General features: G+C 62.6%; 14 protein-coding genes and 1 pseudogene. 9 read left to right on the forward strand and 6 right to left on the reverse strand.

What is annotated here, in order from left to right:
- Positions 1-409: 409 nt before the first annotated feature.
- Together LOY69_RS23250 and LOY69_RS23255 are read left to right on the forward strand one after the other, a co-directional pair.
- Positions 410-1,435, forward strand: a complete 1,026-nt coding sequence (locus LOY69_RS23250) for an AAA family ATPase (protein WP_102860533.1) — start codon at positions 410-412, stop codon at positions 1,433-1,435.
- A gap of 13 nt (positions 1,436-1,448) precedes the next feature.
- Positions 1,449-2,780: a DUF58 domain-containing protein gene (locus LOY69_RS23255; protein WP_102880704.1), complete on the forward strand. Its 1,332-nt coding sequence runs from the start codon at positions 1,449-1,451 to the stop codon at positions 2,778-2,780.
- Between the two features lie 15 nt (positions 2,781-2,795).
- Here the strand turns inward: LOY69_RS23255 and LOY69_RS23260 are convergent, their stop codons facing one another.
- Positions 2,796-3,155, reverse strand: coding sequence for a PilZ domain-containing protein (locus LOY69_RS23260; RefSeq protein WP_102860531.1), 360 nt, complete (start codon positions 3,153-3,155; stop codon positions 2,796-2,798).
- A 219-nt stretch (positions 3,156-3,374) separates the two neighbouring features.
- A complete protein-coding gene (locus tag LOY69_RS23265) occupies positions 3,375-3,749 on the reverse strand; it encodes a hypothetical protein (protein WP_102860530.1) in 375 nt (124 codons plus the stop codon).
- Between the two features lie 157 nt (positions 3,750-3,906).
- Here LOY69_RS23265 and pyk point away from each other — a divergent pair, with 157 nt between their 5' ends.
- Positions 3,907-5,358, forward strand: a complete 1,452-nt coding sequence (gene pyk, locus LOY69_RS23270) for a pyruvate kinase (RefSeq protein ID WP_016963242.1) — start codon at positions 3,907-3,909, stop codon at positions 5,356-5,358.
- A gap of 83 nt (positions 5,359-5,441) precedes the next feature.
- Here pyk and LOY69_RS23275 read toward each other — a convergent pair whose 3' ends face one another.
- Genes LOY69_RS23275 through LOY69_RS23285 form a run of 3 tightly spaced genes read right to left on the reverse strand, consistent with a single transcriptional unit; the run spans position 5,442 to position 8,257 of the window.
- Entirely contained in the window at positions 5,442-6,191 is a 750-nt protein-coding gene (locus LOY69_RS23275; RefSeq protein ID WP_102880705.1) for an enoyl-CoA hydratase-related protein, read from the reverse strand.
- A gap of 28 nt (positions 6,192-6,219) precedes the next feature.
- On the reverse strand, positions 6,220-7,158 hold the full coding sequence (locus tag LOY69_RS23280; protein WP_102880706.1) for an iron-sulfur-binding ferredoxin reductase: 939 nt from the start codon (positions 7,156-7,158) through the stop codon (positions 6,220-6,222).
- Positions 7,151-8,257 carry a sensor domain-containing diguanylate cyclase gene (locus LOY69_RS23285; RefSeq protein ID WP_102880707.1) on the reverse strand — a complete coding sequence of 369 codons (1,107 nt, stop codon included), beginning with the start codon at positions 8,255-8,257 and terminating at the stop codon, positions 7,151-7,153. Before LOY69_RS23285 ends, LOY69_RS23280 begins: the two co-directional genes overlap by 8 nt.
- Positions 8,258-8,594: 337 nt before the next feature.
- On the opposite strand from LOY69_RS23285, the gene LOY69_RS23290 reads away from it, so the two are divergent.
- From LOY69_RS23290 to LOY69_RS23305, 4 genes are all read left to right on the forward strand, one after another.
- On the forward strand, positions 8,595-10,118 hold the full coding sequence (locus LOY69_RS23290) for a fumarate hydratase (protein ID WP_102860526.1): 1,524 nt from the start codon (positions 8,595-8,597) through the stop codon (positions 10,116-10,118).
- A 153-nt stretch (positions 10,119-10,271) separates the two neighbouring features.
- Complete coding sequence (locus LOY69_RS23295; protein WP_102880709.1) at positions 10,272-12,038, forward strand: ATP-binding protein; 1,767 nt, start codon at positions 10,272-10,274, stop codon at positions 12,036-12,038.
- Complete coding sequence (locus LOY69_RS23300) at positions 12,032-13,366, forward strand: sigma-54-dependent transcriptional regulator (protein WP_265073649.1); 1,335 nt, start codon at positions 12,032-12,034, stop codon at positions 13,364-13,366. Before LOY69_RS23295 ends, LOY69_RS23300 begins: the two co-directional genes overlap by 7 nt.
- Positions 13,367-13,650: 284 nt before the next feature.
- Entirely contained in the window at positions 13,651-14,973 is a 1,323-nt protein-coding gene (locus tag LOY69_RS23305; protein WP_047305837.1) for an MFS transporter, read from the forward strand.
- A gap of 97 nt (positions 14,974-15,070) precedes the next feature.
- On the opposite strand, the pseudogene LOY69_RS23310 reads toward LOY69_RS23305, so the two are convergent.
- Positions 15,071-15,256 (reverse strand): annotated as a pseudogene (locus tag LOY69_RS23310) (hypothetical protein); the annotation flags it as partial.
- Positions 15,257-15,677: 421 nt separating this feature from the next.
- On the opposite strand from LOY69_RS23310, the gene LOY69_RS23315 reads away from it, so the two are divergent.
- Both LOY69_RS23315 and LOY69_RS23320 read left to right on the forward strand, forming a co-directional pair.
- Positions 15,678-16,169 (forward strand): heme utilization protein, encoded by a 492-nt coding sequence (locus tag LOY69_RS23315; protein WP_265073651.1) that lies wholly within the window; start codon positions 15,678-15,680, stop codon positions 16,167-16,169.
- Between the two features lie 164 nt (positions 16,170-16,333).
- A complete protein-coding gene (locus LOY69_RS23320; RefSeq protein WP_123394079.1) occupies positions 16,334-16,963 on the forward strand; it encodes a flavin reductase family protein in 630 nt (209 codons plus the stop codon).
- Positions 16,964-16,966 lie beyond the last annotated feature (3 nt).

A 16,966-nucleotide genomic window follows, 5' to 3' on the forward strand; every position in this document is an offset into this window, starting at 1 on the left:
TACACAATTTCCGCGACGTCGAGTATGGAAGATCTGATTGTTCCCGAGATCGAGTCCCTTTGGCCCAATAATAACACTCCAATAACCGCGAAGTAGCTGCAACCGTGAACTCAGCCCCCTTCAACTCCCAAGCGCATCTAGGTCGATTTTAGGGACCAAGGCTCGATTATCCGAACTGGATTTTCTTCGGTTTCGTAATCGATCCTGAATCACGTACCTTTGACCATCATGGACTAACCTCCCCCCCTTAAAAATGTTCAAATGAGGCGTTGTCTAAGGATTGCCATAAGGAAAATTGGCAGTCACTCACTCGTTCGACGGGTAAAAAACTTGAAAAAAGTTAAATTAGGTAAGTGACTGATTTATGGAAGATAAACTACATATAACAGTTAGCAAGGCTCCGGAACTGATGAGCGAACAACCCGTCGAATCCCTTGACTCCTCCGAGGCGCCTCAGCCCCAGGTCCATGCGGCCCAGCAGCGGCAACGGGCCAGCCAGCTGGCGCAGGCGGTGCGCCAGGAACTGCAGAAGGTGGTGATCGGCCAGGAGGCCGTGATCGATGATGTGCTGACGGCCCTGATCGCCGGTGGCCACGTGTTGCTCGAAGGCGTCCCAGGTCTGGGCAAAACACTGTTGGTACGGGCCCTGGCCCGCTGCTTTGGCGGAGAGTTTGCACGCATCCAGTTCACCCCGGACCTGATGCCCAGCGATGTCACCGGCCACGCGGTGTACGACCTGCAGACCGAGCAGTTCAAACTGCGCAAGGGTCCGCTGTTCACCAATCTGCTGTTGGCGGACGAAATCAACCGCGCCCCGGCCAAGACCCAGGCCGCGCTGCTGGAAGCCATGCAGGAACGCCAAGTGACCCTGGAAGGCCGGGCCCTGCCCATCGCCCAGCCATTCATGGTCCTGGCGACCCAAAACCCCATCGAGCAGGAAGGCACCTACCCGCTGCCGGAAGCCGAACTGGACCGTTTCATGCTCAAGTTGCGGATGGACTACCCGGACGCCGAGGAGGAGCTGAACATGGTTCGCCAGGTGGCTCGCTCGACCCGCGCCGACATGCTTGATGTACAGCCCCTGCGTACCGTGCTCCAGGCCAAGGACGTGCTGGCCCTGCAGCGCATCGCCAGTGAACTGCCCCTGGACGAACAGGTGCTCGACTATGCCGTGCGCCTGGCCCGGGCCACCCGCAGCTGGCCGGGACTGACGCTGGGCGCTGGCCCGCGTGCCTCCATTGCCCTGGTGCGCGGAGCCCGGGCCCGGGCCCTGCTGCGGGGCGGCGAATTCGTGATCCCGGATGACATCAAGGGCTGCGCCCTGGCCGTGCTACGGCATCGGGTACGGGTCGCTCCGGAGCTGGATATCGAAGGGCTGTCGGTGGAACAGGTGCTCAAGCAGATGCTCGAGCAGATTCCGGCACCGCGCCTGTGAGCCGCCCACACTGATGAAGCCGACTCGTCTGTTGCTGATCTGGCTGGGCACCCTGACCGGCCTGTACATCCTTCTGGGAACGGTGCGTGCCCTGGGTATCGAGGCGGTGCCGCGCCTGGACTCGATCGCCTGGGGCCTGTTGCTGGCGCTGTTGCTGCTGGCGCTGCTGGATGCCCTGCGCTTGTCGCGCCTAGCGTCGCCCGAAATACAGCGTCAGTTGCCCGGCAGCCTGCCCCTGGGACGCTGGAGCGAAGTGCAACTGGAGATCCGCCACCCTTATCGGCAAGCGCTTGAGGTGCAACTGTTCGACCATCCGCCCCAGGGCTTGAGCTTTGAGCACCTGCCACAATCGGTGAGCCTGGAGCCGGGCCAGGTCAGCCGAGTGGGGTATAGCGTGCGACCGCTGCAACGAGGGCATTTCAACTTCCACCAGTGTGAAGTCAGCCTGCCCAGCCCCTTGGGCCTGTGGAGCGCCAGACGACGATTGAAAGTCCACGACAGCTCGCGGGTCTACCCGGACTTCGCCCGCCTCTATGGCGCGCAGTTGCTGGCAGTGGACAACTGGCTCAGCCAACTCGGGGTGCGCCAGTTGCAACGCCGCGGGCTGGGCCTGGAATTCAATCAACTGCGGGAGTTTCGCGAAGGCGACAGCCTGCGGCAGATCGACTGGAAAGCCACCGCCCGCCAGCGCACGCCCATCGCCCGGGAATATCAGGACGAACGCGACCAGCAGATCATCTTCATGCTCGACTGCGGACGCCGCATGCGCAGCCAGGACGGCGAGCTGGCGCACTTCGACCATGCCCTCAACGCTTGCCTGCTACTCAGCTATGTCGCGCTGCGCCAGGGGGATGCAGTAGGCCTCTACAGTTTTGCCGGAGAACGCTCGCGCTACCTTGCGCCAGTCAAGGGCTCGGCCCAACTGAGTGTGCTGCTCAACGGCGTCTACGACCTGGACACCAGCCAGCGTCCAGCCGACTACCAGGCTGCTGCCAGTGAATTGCTGGCGCGGCAGAAGCGTCGGGCGCTGGTGGTACTGGTCACCAACCTGCGGGATGAAGACGACCAGGAGTTGCTGACTGCGGTCAAACGCATCAGCCGCCAGCATCGGGTACTGGTGGCCAGCCTGCGCGAGGAAGTGCTCGATCAGTTGCGCCAAAGCCCAGTACAGACCTTGCCCGAGGCGCTGATCTACAGCGCCGCCGTGAACTACCTCAATAGCCGGGCCGAACTGCATGAACGCCTGAGCGCCCACGGCATCGCCCTGCTCGACGCCCGTCCAGGCGAGCTGGGGGCGGAGCTGGTCAGCCGGTATCTGAGCTGGAAGAAAGCCGGCAGCCTGTAGTGGCTGCCGCGACATTCAGGCCGATGTCTGCAACGGATGGAAGCTGAAGTAGTGCCGCAAGGCCTGCTCCAGTTCAGCGAATTCGGCGGTCGCCCGCAGCAGGCTGAAACCGCTGTCGTACTGGTGAGGGGTCAGGTCCTCATGGCACCACAGGCAACAGGCGCTGAAATCGATGAACTGCGTCTGTCCATCACTGCCGGGGACTTTCACCCGCAGCTCGAACTCGGCACCGATCAGCATCGGCAACTGGCTGATCAACATCAGCCCGTCAGCGGAAATATTGCCCAGGTAACCGACAGGCTTGTCGGTAAACCGGTTGAAGACTTTCAAGTAGGACGGCAGTTGATGCCGCTCGATCCGAGGTTCCGTGAACATGCTGGGTATCGCTATGAAAGGTCATTAAGCATGACCGCACTAGTGCTTCGGAACGGGCCTTGAGTAGCGGCTCGTTCTCCCGGATTCGAGGTGCGAGGAAAATCTTCACAAGGATTTCAACGCCACTGCGCCAGGCAGGAACCGTGCAGTGTTCGAACAACCTGTACAAATGTTAGCTCAAGCGCGAGGGGCAATTACACTGCCCCTGACCGGTATCGCTTACAACGCTGTACGGCGAACTTGTGCTGCACCGTTTGCCGGGTAATGCCCCAGTTGCTGCAAGGTGTCCAGGCGGGCACGAGCACGGTAGGCGTATTCGCTGCTGGGGTACTGGGTAATGATGAACTGATAAGTCTGCGCCGCATCGACGAACAACTTCTGCCGCTCCAGGCATTGCCCGCGCAGCATCGACACTTCCGGTTGGATGTAAGGCCGCGCACGGCTGTTGCGGTCGACCTGGCTCAACTCGAGCATCACGCTCTCGCAGTTGCCGCGGTCATAAGCGCGGTAGGCGTTATTCAAATGATGGTTCATGGACCAGCGGGTGCAGCCGACAACACTGACGGCCAAGATAGCAATGAGTACGAATCGCATGGGGTATCTCCTGTCTTGTGCAGTGTATCGACTCATCGGCAAAAATCTTCAAGGTTGTTGCGGTAAACAAACAAAGCAATAAGTAGTGCAAACGAACAATGACTACAACTTCGGAGCATAGTAGCCTCTCGTTGCGCTTGAACTCAGGAGTCCGTGCATGTCCGTTCGTCGTACCAAAATCGTTGCCACCCTTGGCCCAGCCAGTAACTCGCCGGAAGTTCTCGAACAGTTGATTCTCGCGGGCCTGGATGTTGCCCGTCTGAACTTCTCCCACGGCACTCCGGACGAGCACAAGGCTCGCGCCCAACTGGTCCGCGACCTGGCCGCCAAGCACGGCCGCTTCGTGGCCATCCTCGGCGATCTGCAAGGCCCGAAAATCCGCATCGCCAAATTCGCCAACAAGCGTATCGAACTGAAGATCGGTGACAAGTTCACCTTCTCCACCGTGCACCCGCTGACCGAAGGCAACCAGGACATCGTCGGCATCGACTACCCGGATCTGGTCAAGGACTGCGGCGTCAATGACGAGCTGCTGCTGGACGACGGCCGTGTGGTGATGCGCGTGGAAACCGCCACCGCCACCGAGCTGCACTGCGTGGTGACCGTCGGCGGCCCGCTGTCCGACCACAAAGGCATCAACCGTCGTGGCGGCGGCCTGACCGCTCCGGCCCTGACCGAGAAAGACAAGGCCGACATCAAGCTGGCCGCCGAAATGCAAGTCGACTACCTGGCCGTGTCCTTCCCTCGCGACGCTGCCGATATGGAATACGCGCGCAAACTGCGTGACGAATCCGGTGGTACGGCCTGGCTGGTGGCCAAGATCGAACGCGCCGAAGCCGTAGCCGACGACGAAACCCTCGACGGCCTGATCAACGCCAGTGACGCCGTGATGGTGGCCCGTGGCGACCTGGGTGTGGAAATCGGCGACGCCGAGCTGGTGGGCATCCAGAAGAAAATCATTCTTCACGCGCGCCGCCACAACAAGGCAGTGATCGTCGCGACCCAGATGATGGAGTCGATGATCCAGAACCCGATGCCGACCCGTGCCGAAGTGTCCGACGTGGCCAACGCCGTGCTCGACTACACCGACGCGGTCATGCTCTCGGCAGAAAGCGCCGCCGGTGCCTACCCGCTGGAAGCGGTCCAGGCCATGGCGCGGATCTGTGTCGGTGCGGAAAAACACCCCACCAGCAAGACCTCCAGCCACCGCATGGGCAAGGTGTTCGAAAGCTGCGACCAGAGCATCGCCCTGGCTGCCATGTACACCGCCAACCACTTCCCGGGCGTGAAGGCCATCATCGCCCTGACCGAAAGCGGCTACACCCCGCTGATCATGTCGCGCATCCGTTCCTCGGTGCCGATCTATGCCTACTCCCCGCACCGTGAAACCCAGGCGCGTGCAGCCATGTTCCGCGGCGTCTACACCATCCCGTTCGATCCGGCTTCCCTGCCGCCTGAGCAGGTCAGCCAGGCTGCGATCGACGAGTTGCTCAAGCGCGGCGTAGTAGAGAAAGGCGACTGGGTGATTCTCACCAAGGGCGACAGCTACCACACCACCGGCGGCACCAATGGCATGAAGATCCTGCACGTTGGCGACCCGATGGTCTGAGCCCTGGCTCGCTGAACGCAAAAGCCCCGGTGGTGGAAACCCCGGGGCTTTTTTATGTCCGTCCTTCCCTGTAGCGACAGGTGTCAGCCTTTGGCGAAAAAACCCGACAAGGCGGCGATGGCTTCTGGTGAACGCAGGCGCTGAGTGAACTGCGCGCCCTCTTCTTCTATTACCTGGCGCAGTTGCTCACGATAGGGAGCCTTCATCAGGCGCTTGCTCACCTGCACCGCTTCCGGCGCCAGTTGGCTGAAACGCAATGCCGCCTCCCTGGCTTTGGCCAGGGCTGCCGCGCCATCTCCCAGGGCCGCAGTGGCAATGCCCCAGGCCGCCGCCTGTTCACCACTGAAGCCTTCGCCGAGCAGCAACAACTCAGCGGCCTTGGCCTGTCCCAGCAAGCGCGGCAGGATCAGGCTCGAGCCAAATTCCGGGCACAGCCCGAGGTTGACGAACGGCATGCGCAACCGTGCATCACGGCTGACATAGACCAGATCGCAATGCAGCAACAAGGTGGTGCCAATGCCCACGGCCGCGCCGGCCACCGCAGCCACCACCGGCTTGCGGCAATCGAGCAGGTTGCGCATGAACTGGAACACCGGGCTATCGAGGTCCCTGGGCGGCTGTTGCAGGAAGTCGGCGATGTCGTTGCCGGCGGTAAAGCATTCACTGCTGCCGCAGATCAGCAGGGCATTGATTTGCGGATCGGCGTCCGCCTCGGCCAGGGCTTGCGCCAGACGACTGTACATGGCACGGGTCAGGGCGTTTTTCTTGTCGGGGCGGTTCAGGCGCAGGGTCAGCAGCCCGCCCTCGCGTTGCAGCTCGATGGCATCGGTCATGAAGATCTCGCTCTGGAAAAATCAGCGCTCAACCACGGGGCAGGAACACATCGGCCAGCAGTTGATTGCGCGGCAGCCCCGCCAGGTACAGGCGTCGGGCAAAGGCATCGACACTGTCGGGGTGCCCGCAGAGTAAGGCCTGGGTTTGCCGGGAAACAAGTCGCAGTTGCGCCAGGGCCGTCGTCAGCTGCGCCCCCTGCCACAGCTCCACACTCAGCTGGGGACGGTTCGCTGCCAGGGCTGCCAAGGGTTTGGCCAGGTAATGCTCGGTGGCGTCATGGGCCAGGTGAATGATGCGGATAGGGCCTTGGTGATCCTGACGCAAGGCTTCGCGCAACACCCCGAACAAGGGCGCCAGGCCAGTTCCCGAGGCCAGCAGCCACAGCGGTCGCTGCTGCCAGTCCGGATCGTAGTGCAAGGCGCCACCGCGCAACTCGCCCAGGCGGATCGGGTCGCCCAGTTGCAACTGGCGTGCGGCGTCGCTGAATTGTCCCGGATGCCGGCAGTCCAGATGAAACTCCAGGAAGCGGTCCTCTTCCGGCAGGCTGGCCAGGGAATACGGCCGGGCGATCTGGCTGGTGGTCCACAGCACCAGGTGCTGGCCGGCGCGATAACGCAATGGCCGCTCAGGTTGCAGACGCAAGCGCAGGACTGTGGGCGATAGCCAGTCGAGCCCGACCACTTGGGCCGGCCGGCCATCGCGCAACGGATCGAAAGTCTCGACCTGCAGGTCCTCCACCACCTGGCACTGGCAGGCCAGGCGCCAGCCGCGGCGGCGCTGTTCATCGCTCAAGGCATCCGGCCGACTGTCGTTGGGCAGGCCCTGGACGCAATGCACCAGGCAGGCATGACAACTGCCGGCGCGACAACTGTAGGGCACCGCCACACCGGCCTGATTCAAGGCATCCAGCAGGTTGCTTGCGGGTGCCACCGACCAGCGCCGGCTGCCCACGGTCAATTCAGGCATCGAGGTTTTCCCAGGCGGCGGAACAACGATTGCGGCCGTCGCGCTTGGCCCGGTACAGCGCCTGATCGGCGCGTTGCAGGGCATTATCCAGATCATCACCGGCCTGCAGCAGGGTCATCCCTGCCGACAGGCTCAGGTCACGCACATTCAGGCCCACCAGTTGCACCTCCATGAAGGCCAGGCGCAGACGCTCGCAACAGGAGGTCAGGCGCTCGGCATCACAGTCGGGCAGGAGCACCACAAACTCCTCACCGCCGTAGCGGGCCAGTACATCACCGTCCCGCAGGCAGGCCGTGGCCACCGCGGCGAACGCCTGCAACACCTGATCTCCTGCCGCATGGCCGTGAAGATCGTTGATGCGCTTGAAATGATCCAGGTCGATCAGCGCCAGCCCATGCATCTGCTCCTGGTCCATGGCCTGCAACTCACGGCTGGCGATACGCAGGAAGTGCCGGCGATTGAACAGCCCGGTCAACTCATCGGTAGCCACCAGATCTTCCAGTTGCCGCATCATCCCCCGCAAGGTGTCCTGATGGGCCTGCAAGGCAAAACGCCGCTGCCGCATGCGCGAACGCGACGCCTGGACATAGGCAGCGTACAGGCACATCCACACCAGTATCACCAGCAGCACACAGACTTGCAGCGCCGCCAGCTGGGGATCGTCGAGGACAAAGCGATAGCCGTCCCACAGGTTGACCCCGGCAAAACAGAAGAAGATCAGCGCCGCGCAACGCAGGTAGGCCCGGCGGGATAAATGGAACAGGCCGAACAGCAGCGGCAGGATATAGAACACCAGGAAAGCGCCCCGGGCCTGATCCAGGTGGGCGATCAGCCAAGTCTGCCAGGCAATGCCCAGGACCACTTGGACTTCAGTCAGGCTGGGATCGGCAAAGCGCAGGTTGCGCCCGCTGATGAACACCCAGCACAGCAGGCCCTGAGTGGCCAACACCAACCCCGAGGCCAACAGCGCACTGCTGGTGGAGGCGCGATAGTGCCCCGCGAGAACCGCCAGCCAGAACAGCAGCAGGATCAGTCCGTAGGTGCCCGCAGCAATGGTGAAGCGCTTGAGTAACAAGCTCTGGATGGCTTTATGGGTCAATCGTTGACTCACCGTGAGAAAGGAGGCTTAAAGAGTTTCCTACCCTGCTGGCCAGTTGCAACTTTAGTGCTGCGCCCGGCAAATGACTATCCAAATTTTAAGCCGTGTTCTGCGGTTTTGCCGCTGATTCAGGCAAGAACAGTGCCCATCCGATGGGCGACTTTCGTTTGCCCGGCTGGCGGGTGTGCCGGACCCCCAGGCGCGGTATACTGCCGCGCCTTTTTAGCGTCGCGCCAGTTGTCTGTCCGGCGTGCCTTAGAAGGTGTCTGCAACCGACCGATACACCCTGCTGCAGCCACCTTATTAAATGTTCCCGTCTTTTAGAGGAGCGCGACTCATGACCGTGATCAAGCAAGACGACCTGATTCAGAGCGTTGCCGACGCCCTGCAGTTCATTTCCTACTACCACCCCGTGGACTTCATCCAGGCGATGCACGAGGCCTACCTGCGCGAGGAATCGCCGGCCGCTCGTGACTCCATGGCACAGATCCTGATCAACTCGCGCATGTGCGCCACCGGCCACCGGCCGATCTGCCAGGACACCGGGATCGTCACCGTGTTCGTTCGCGTGGGCATGGACGTGCGCTGGGACGGCGCCACCATGAGCCTGGACGACATGATCAACGAAGGCGTGCGTCGCGCCTACAACCTGCCGGAAAACGTCCTGCGCGCTTCCATCCTGGCCGACCCGGCAGGCGCCCGGAAAAACACCAAGGACAACACCCCGGCGGTGATCCACTACTCCATCGTTCCCGGCAACACCGTGGAAGTGGACGTGGCGGCCAAGGGCGGCGGCTCCGAGAACAAATCGAAGATGGCCATGCTCAACCCGTCCGACTCCATCGTCGACTGGGTCCTCAAGACCGTACCGACCATGGGTGCCGGCTGGTGCCCACCGGGCATGCTGGGCATCGGCATCGGCGGCACCGCCGAGAAGGCTGCGGTGATGGCCAAGGAAGTGTTGATGGAGTCCATCGACATCCACGAGCTCAAGGCTCGCGGCCCGTCCAACCGCATTGAAGAAATGCGCCTGGAGCTGTTCGAGAAGGTCAACCAACTGGGCATCGGCGCCCAGGGCCTGGGTGGCCTGACCACGGTGCTCGACGTGAAGATCATGGACTACCCGACCCACGCCGCCTCCCTGCCGGTGTGCATGATCCCCAACTGCGCCGCCACCCGTCACGCGCACTTCGTGCTCGACGGCTCGGGCCCGGCCGCACTGGAAGCGCCACCTCTGGACGCCTACCCGGAAATCGTCTGGGAAGCCGGTCCGTCGGCACGTCGGGTCAACCTCGACACCCTGACCCCGGAAGACGTGCAAAGCTGGAAGCCGGGCGAGACCGTGCTGCTCAACGGCAAGATGCTCACCGGTCGCGACGCGGCGCACAAGCGCATGGTGGAGATGCTGAACAAGGGTGAAACCCTGCCGGTAGACCTCAAGGGTCGCTTCATCTACTACGTCGGCCCGGTTGATCCGGTGGGCGACGAAGTGGTGGGCCCGGCCGGCCCGACCACTGCCACGCGGATGGACAAGTTCACCCGGCAGATCCTCGAGCAGACCGGCCTTCTGGGCATGATCGGCAAGTCCGAGCGTGGCCCGACCGCCATCGACGCGATCAAGGACAACAAGGCCGTGTACCTGATGGCCGTCGGCGGCGCCGCCTACCTGGTGGCCCAGGCGATCAAGAAGTCCAAGGTCCTGGCCTTCGCCGAACTGGGCATGGAAGCGATCTACGAGTTCGAGGTCAAGGACATGCCAGTGACCGTCGCCGTCGACAGCAAGGGCGAGTCGGTCCACATCACAGGTCCTGCCATCTGGCAGAAAAAGATCAGTGACAGCCTGGCGGTAGAAGTGCAGTAAGCCCTTCTCACGTTTGGCCAAAGCGGCGGTGCTGTTGAGACAACAGCCCGTCGCTTTTTTTATGCCGCGCCCTTTCGCGACACTGTCGGCGATCAACGTTCCACCCGTCGCTCATGCTATCGTTCCCGCCCCCATTGCAGCCTGCCCCGACTCATGGCCCAGATCTCTCGCCCTCTCCGCTTGACGTTCTATATCCTGGTTATTCTCGCTGGCACCGTCATCAGCGCCGGCCTGGCCATGCGCCACGCCGAACGCCAGACGCTGGTGGAGGATGCCGCCCGAGCCAATGAACAGCTAGGGCTGTATGCCAACTCGCTGCACACCCTGATCGAACGCTATCGCGCCCTGCCAGCGGTGCTGGCCCTGGACCCGGAACTGCGTTCGGCACTTCAGGGCCCGGTGACGGCAGACACCCAGGATGCACTGAACCGCAAACTGGAAAAGATCAACGGTGCCGCCCGCTCCTCGACCCTGGAACTGCTGAACCATGAAGGCCTGGCCGTGGCGGCCAGCAACTGGCGACTGCCCAGCAGCTATGTCGGCCACAACTATGGTTTTCGCCCCTACTTCAAGCAGACCCGCAGCCAGGGCAGCGGGCGTTTCTACGCCGTGGGCGTCACCAGCGGCATTCCGGGGTATTTCCTCTCCAGCGCGGTCAAGGCCGACAACGAGGACTTCCTCGGGGCCATGGTGGTCAAGCTGGAGTTCCCCGAACTGGAGCATGAATGGAGCCAGGGCAACGACACCCTGCTGGTGAGCGACGCCCGGGGCATCATCTTTATCGCCAACCAGCCCGGCTGGCGTTACCGACAGTTGCAACCGCTGTCCGCAAACGACCTGGCGGAGATCAAGCTCACCCGTCAGTACGACAAGCAACCGCTGACGGCGCTGCAACATACGACCCTGCAAACATTCGACGACAACAGCAGACTGGTCCAGGTCGAAGGCCCCGAGGGCGTGGCCAACTATCTCTGGGAATCCCTGCCGCTGACCGCCGAAGGCTGGACCCTGCACCTGCTGCGCAAGCCGGCCAGCGCTTTCGAGGAAAGCCGCAATGCCGGGCTGGCGGCCGCCGGTGCCTGGCTGACCCTGGTGTTCCTGTTACTGTTCCTCAGCCAACGCTGGCGCTTGGGGAAAATCCGTCAACGCAACCGTGAAGAGCTGGAGCAATTGGTCCAGGAACGCACTCGGGATCTGCGCACCGCCCAGGAAGGCCTGGTGCAATCGGCCAAGCTGGCCGCCCTGGGGCAGATGTCCGCGGCCCTGGCCCATGAAATCAACCAACCCCTGACCGCCCAGCGCATGCAGCTTGCCACGCTGCGGCTGCTGCTGGATCACGGCCGGGTGGATGAGGCTTACAAAGCCCTGCGACCATTGGACGACATGCTGACCCGCATGGCCGCCCTTACCAGCCACCTCAAGACTTTCGCCCGCAAGAGCCCCAGCGGCCTGCGCGAACGCCTGGATCTGGCCGCGGTGGTGGACCAGTCGCTGCAGTTGCTGGAAACCCGGCTGCGTGCCGAAAACATCCAGATCGAGCTGCACCTGACCCGCCCAGCCTGGGTTCGCGGTGATGCCATCCGCCTGGAGCAGGTGCTGATCAACCTGCTGCGCAATGCCCTCGACGCCATGCAGAACAAGCCTGAAAAGCACCTGCAGATCAGCCTCGAAGCCGAGGACCAATTGTGGCAACTGCGGGTCGCCGACAACGGCGGCGGGATCGCCGAAGAGCACCTGCTGAGCGTGTTCGACCCGTTCTTCACCACCAAGCCGGTGGGCGATGGCCTGGGCCTGGGGCTGGCCGTGTCCTACGCCATCGTCCATGAACTGGGGGGACGCTTGAGCGCCGCCAACCAGGATCAGGGCGCGGTGTTCACCCTCAGCCTGCCCATCGATCTGGAGGCGCACATCCAATGCTGAACTCGGTAATCGTGGTGGATGACGAGGCCAGCATCCGTACCGCCGTCGAACAATGGCTGAGCCTGTCGGGGTTCGAGGTCCAGCTGTTCAGCCGCGCCGAGGATTGCCTGGCGCAACTGCCGAAGAACTTCCCCGGGGTGATCCTCAGCGATGTGCGCATGCCCGGTATCAGCGGCCTGGAGCTGCTGGCCCAGGTCCAGCGCCTGGACCCCGACCTGCCGATCATCCTGCTGACCGGTCACGGTGACGTGCCCATGGCGGTCGAGGCCATGCGCGACGGTGCCTATGACTTCCTGGAAAAACCCTTCAGCCCCGACACCCTGCTCAGCAGCCTGCGCCGGGCCCTGGACAAACGCCGCCTGGTCCTGGAAAACCGTCGCCTGCACCAGCAGGCTGACAGCCGGGCCAAGCTCGACGCCACCCTGCTCGGCATGTCTCGGGCCCTGCAGACCCTGCGCCGCCAGGTACTGGATCTGGCCGCCTTGCCCGTGAATGTGCTGATCCGAGGTGAAACCGGCAGCGGCAAGGAATTGATCGCCCGCTGCCTGCACGACTTCGGTCCCCGGGCCGGCAAGCCCTTTGTCGCCCTGAACTGCGCAGCGATCCCCGAGCAGCTGTTCGAGGCCGAGTTGTTCGGCCATGAAAGCGGCGCCTTCACCGGCGCCCAGGGCAAGCGCATCGGCAAGCTGGAGTACGCCCATGGCGGCACGCTGTTTCTCGACGAGATCGAAAGCATGCCCCTGGCCCAGCAGGTCAAGCTGCTGCGGGTGCTGCAGGAGCAGAAACTGGAACGCCTGGGCTCCAACCAGAGCATCAAGGTCGACCTGCGGGTGATCGCCGCCGCCAAGCCCGACCTGCTGGAGGAGGCCCGAGCCGGACGCTTTCGCGAAGACCTGGCCTATCGCCTGACCGTGGCCGAACTGCGCCTGCCGCCACTGCGTGAGCGCCGCGAGGATATTCCACAACTCTATGAACACTTCGCCCAGGCCGCCGCCGAGCGCCTGGGGCGCAGCGTCGCGCCCTTGAGTGGCGCCCAGTTGAGCCGCCTGCTCAGTCACGACTGGCCAGGCAACGTGCGCGAACTGGCCAACGCCGCCGAGCGTCAGGTGCTGGGCCTCGGGGAGCCGGAAGCCGAAGTCCTCGAAGCCGGCCAATCCCTGGCCGCGCAGCAAGAAGCCTTCGAAGCCCAGTGCCTGCGCGCAGCCCTGACTCGCCACAAGGGCGAGATCAAGGCCGTGCTCAACGAACTGCAACTGCCGCGCCGGACCCTGAATGAAAAAATGCAGCGTCACGGCCTGACCCGGGAAATGTTCCTCAAAGACCCATAACCCCCGCCTGTAGGAGCCGGCTTGCCGGCGAACAGGCCCTCAAGCCAGGTGCAGCCCCACCCACACCCGCAAACGGCAAACCGCCCGAACGCGCCTCCCAGGTGCCGCGCACCTTTCGGCAATTTCCCGCCTACCCCACAGGCACCCATAGGCGGATTTCCGCTCATCACCACCGATCAAACCCCTCTAGCCCGGGCCTCTTGTCCTTGGCACAGGTCCTGCTATAGCCCCAGCAGGCTGCGCTTGCGCGCGCTCCACAAAAACAATGAATAGAAGGGTCCGTCATGGATATCTCTAATACCCTGCCTGCCGGGTCGGCGGCTGCATCCGCCACCGAAAAGACCACCGCCAGCCGCCTGAAGTCGATCTTCAGCGGTTCCGTGGGCAACATGGTCGAGTGGTACGACTGGTACGTCTACGCGGCATTCTCGCTGTACTTCGCCAAAGTCTTCTTCCCCAAGGGCGACACCACCGCACAACTGCTGAACACCGCCGCGATCTTCGCCGTGGGCTTCCTGATGCGCCCGATCGGTGGCTGGCTGATGGGCCTGTACGCCGACCGCAAAGGCCGTAAAGCCGCGCTGATGGCTTCGGTGCTGCTGATGTGCTTCGGCTCGCTGATCATCGCCCTGACCCCGGGTTACGAAACCATCGGCGTCGGCGCCCCCATCCTGCTGGTGCTGGCGCGCCTGATGCAGGGCCTGTCGGTGGGCGGTGAATACGGCACCTCGGCCACCTACCTCAGCGAGATGGCGACCAAGGAACGTCGCGGCTTCTTCTCCAGCTTCCAGTACGTGACCCTGATCTCCGGTCAGCTCATCGCCCTGGGAGTACTGATCGTGCTGCAGAACATTCTGACCACCGAGGAGCTGCAATCCTGGGGCTGGCGGATTCCGTTCGGCATCGGTGCCCTGTGTGCGGTCGTGGCCCTGTACCTGCGTCGCGGCATGGAAGAAACCGAGTCCTTCACCAAGAAGAAAGAGAAGCCAAAAGAAAGCCTGATGCGCACCCTGATGCGTCATCCCAAGGAACTGATGACCGTGGTCGGCCTGACCATGGGCGGCACCCTGGCCTTCTACACCTACACCACCTACATGCAGAAATACCTGGTGAACACCGTCGGCATGAGCATCTCCGACTCCACCACCATTTCTGCCGCCACGCTGTTCCTGTTCATGTGCCTGCAGCCGGTGATCGGTGCACTCTCGGACAAGGTGGGCCGACGGCCGATCCTGATTGCCTTCGGCATCCTCGGCACCCTGTTCACCGTGCCGATCCTCACCACCCTGCACACCATCCAGACCTGGTGGGGCGCGTTCTTCCTGATCATGGCGGCACTGATCATCGTCAGTGGCTACACCTCGATCAACGCGGTGGTGAAGGCCGAGCTGTTCCCCACTGAAATCCGTGCCCTGGGCGTGGGCCTGCCCTACGCGCTGACCGTATCGATCTTTGGCGGCACCGCGGAATACATCGCCCTGTGGTTCAAGAGCATCGGCATGGAAACCGGCTACTACTGGTACGTCACCGCCTGTATTGCCTGTTCGTTGCTGGTCTACGCGACCATGAAGGACACCCGCAAGCATTCGCGGATCGAGACCGACTGATAGAAAAACGGCGCCCGGGTGCAAGGCCCGGGCGCTTTTTTCGCGATCTGTGGGGAGGCTTTCGCCGGCCAGCCGGCTCCTACAGATGATCAACAGATCAGGCAAGTGCGGCGGTGCCCTGGCGCCCATAGCGGTTCTGGGCCCAGGTCGCCCCCACGATCATCACCAGCACAATCCCCACCAATCCCGCCAACGAGCGGATGATGCCGAAGTCCAGGCCACCCTTTTCATGGGGCTTGCTGAGGAAGTCGCGCACATTCGCGCCAAACGGCCGGGCCATCAACGACAGATCACCAGCGGTGTTATCCGGGATCGTCGCGCCGTTGTTCATGACCCAGAAGGCCTGGGTGATCTGGGGGAGTTTGTTCACGGGCAAGGAAACTCACGGCGGCGCCTACGAGTGAGTCTCGTCATGGGGCTGGCTGAAAGAACCGCTGAAGGTTTTTTGTCCTTTTTTATCCGCCACCTGAACAATTAATGATCAGTTAATGGCGCATGCGCAGTCTGACAGTGAATCCAAGTTGCGACTTGGCACGTATCTGTAGTGAGGCCTGGGTGCGGTAACCGGTGGTCAGTAATGACGGCCTACATATCGGTAAATTCGATTTTAATTAGCATTAATTTGCGCTTTTTAATCAAATTTACAGGAGTAGGATTCATTCCAAGCCCAACGCAAACACCTCAACAAACCTGGAGTCACCACCATGAAAAGCAAACTGATCCTCGCCCTGACCCTGTCGGTACTGACTGCCAATACCTTCGCCGCTGACGGTTTCGATCGCACCGGTTCCGCCACCTTCGCTGCCGACGGTTACGACCGCACCGGTTCCGCTACCTTCGCTGCCGACGGTTACGACCGCACCGGTTCCGCCACCCTCGCTGCCGACGGCTATGACCGCACCGGTTCCGCCACCCTCGCTGCCGACGGTTACGACCGCACCGGTTCCGCCACCCTCGCTGAAGACGGCTACGACCGCACCGGTTCCGCTACCTTCGCTGCCGACGGCTACGACCGCACCGGTTCCGCCACCCTCGCTGCCGACGGTTACGACCGCACCGGTTCCGCCACCCTCGCTGAAGACGGCTACGACCGCACCGGTTCCGCTACCTTCGCTGCCGACGGTTACGACCGCACCGGTTCCGCTACCTTCGCTGCCGACGGTTACGACCGCACCGGCTCCGCCACCATCAGTTGATCGATTCACCTGACACCACAGCCCGGCTTCGGCCGGGCTTAGTCTTTTCTGGCCGAGGAAAATCTTTCGCCCCCTGGATCAACCGAGGCCCGGACGCTGGAATTCGACCAGAGCGCACTGCACTATGGCGCCCTTCACTCGCCCCACAGCAGGAACCTTGAGCCATGTCCGACGATATCCACTTTTACCAACCTGCCCTGGGCCACGGCCTGCCCCATGACCCGTTCAATGCCATCGTCGGCCCGCGTCCCATTGGCTGGATTTCTTCCCAGGATGCACAAGGCCGGCTGAACCTGGCGCCTTACAGTTTCTTCAATGCCTTCAACTACATTCCGCCGATCATCGGGTTCTCCAGCGTCGGGCGCAAAGACAGCCTGAATAACATCGAGGCCACCGGAGAGTTCGCCTGGAACCTGGCCACCCGGCCCTTGGCCGAGCAGATGAACCAGAGCTGCGCCGCGGTCCCCGCCGAGGTCGACGAGTTCGAACTGGCCGGGTTGAAGACCGTGGCCTCGAAGATCATCAGCGTGCCCCGGGTTGCCCAGAGCCCGGTGTCCTTCGAATGCAAGGTCACCCAGATCATTCAGTTGCAGCGTGCGGACAAGGAACCAGTGCCGAGCTGGCTGATCCTCGGCGAAGTGGTCGCCGTGCATATCGCCAAGTGGCTGCTCAAGGACGGGATCTACGATACCGCCGCGGCAGAACCCATTCTGCGCGGCGGCGGACCGGCGGACTACTTCCAGCTGGGACCAGAAGCCCTGTTCAAGATGCACCGCCCGGGAGCGGTCAGGTAGTTC

Origin of the sequence: Pseudomonas sp. B21-059 (assembly GCF_026016285.1) — a bacterium.
In the GTDB taxonomy this organism is placed as follows: Bacteria; Pseudomonadota; Gammaproteobacteria; order Pseudomonadales; family Pseudomonadaceae; genus Aquipseudomonas; species Aquipseudomonas danubii.

Coding starts and splice junctions, on each gene's coding strand:
- LOY69_RS23260 (WP_102860531.1), bottom strand. CDS start 3,155: ATGTTCACGGAACCTCGGATCGAGCGGCATCAACTGCCGTCCTACTTG.
- LOY69_RS23290 (WP_102860526.1), top strand. CDS start 8,595: ATGACCGTGATCAAGCAAGACGACCTGATTCAGAGCGTTGCCGACGCC.
- LOY69_RS23300 (WP_265073649.1), top strand. CDS start 12,032: ATGCTGAACTCGGTAATCGTGGTGGATGACGAGGCCAGCATCCGTACC.
- LOY69_RS23265 (WP_102860530.1), bottom strand. CDS start 3,749: ATGCGATTCGTACTCATTGCTATCTTGGCCGTCAGTGTTGTCGGCTGC.
- LOY69_RS23315 (WP_265073651.1), top strand. CDS start 15,678: ATGAAAAGCAAACTGATCCTCGCCCTGACCCTGTCGGTACTGACTGCC.
- LOY69_RS23280 (WP_102880706.1), bottom strand. CDS start 7,158: ATGCCTGAATTGACCGTGGGCAGCCGGCGCTGGTCGGTGGCACCCGCA.
- pyk (WP_016963242.1), top strand. CDS start 3,907: ATGTCCGTTCGTCGTACCAAAATCGTTGCCACCCTTGGCCCAGCCAGT.
- LOY69_RS23250 (WP_102860533.1), top strand. CDS start 410: ATGAGCGAACAACCCGTCGAATCCCTTGACTCCTCCGAGGCGCCTCAG.
- LOY69_RS23305 (WP_047305837.1), top strand. CDS start 13,651: ATGGATATCTCTAATACCCTGCCTGCCGGGTCGGCGGCTGCATCCGCC.
- LOY69_RS23295 (WP_102880709.1), top strand. CDS start 10,272: ATGGCCCAGATCTCTCGCCCTCTCCGCTTGACGTTCTATATCCTGGTT.
- LOY69_RS23255 (WP_102880704.1), top strand. CDS start 1,449: ATGAAGCCGACTCGTCTGTTGCTGATCTGGCTGGGCACCCTGACCGGC.
- LOY69_RS23320 (WP_123394079.1), top strand. CDS start 16,334: ATGTCCGACGATATCCACTTTTACCAACCTGCCCTGGGCCACGGCCTG.
- LOY69_RS23275 (WP_102880705.1), bottom strand. CDS start 6,191: ATGACCGATGCCATCGAGCTGCAACGCGAGGGCGGGCTGCTGACCCTG.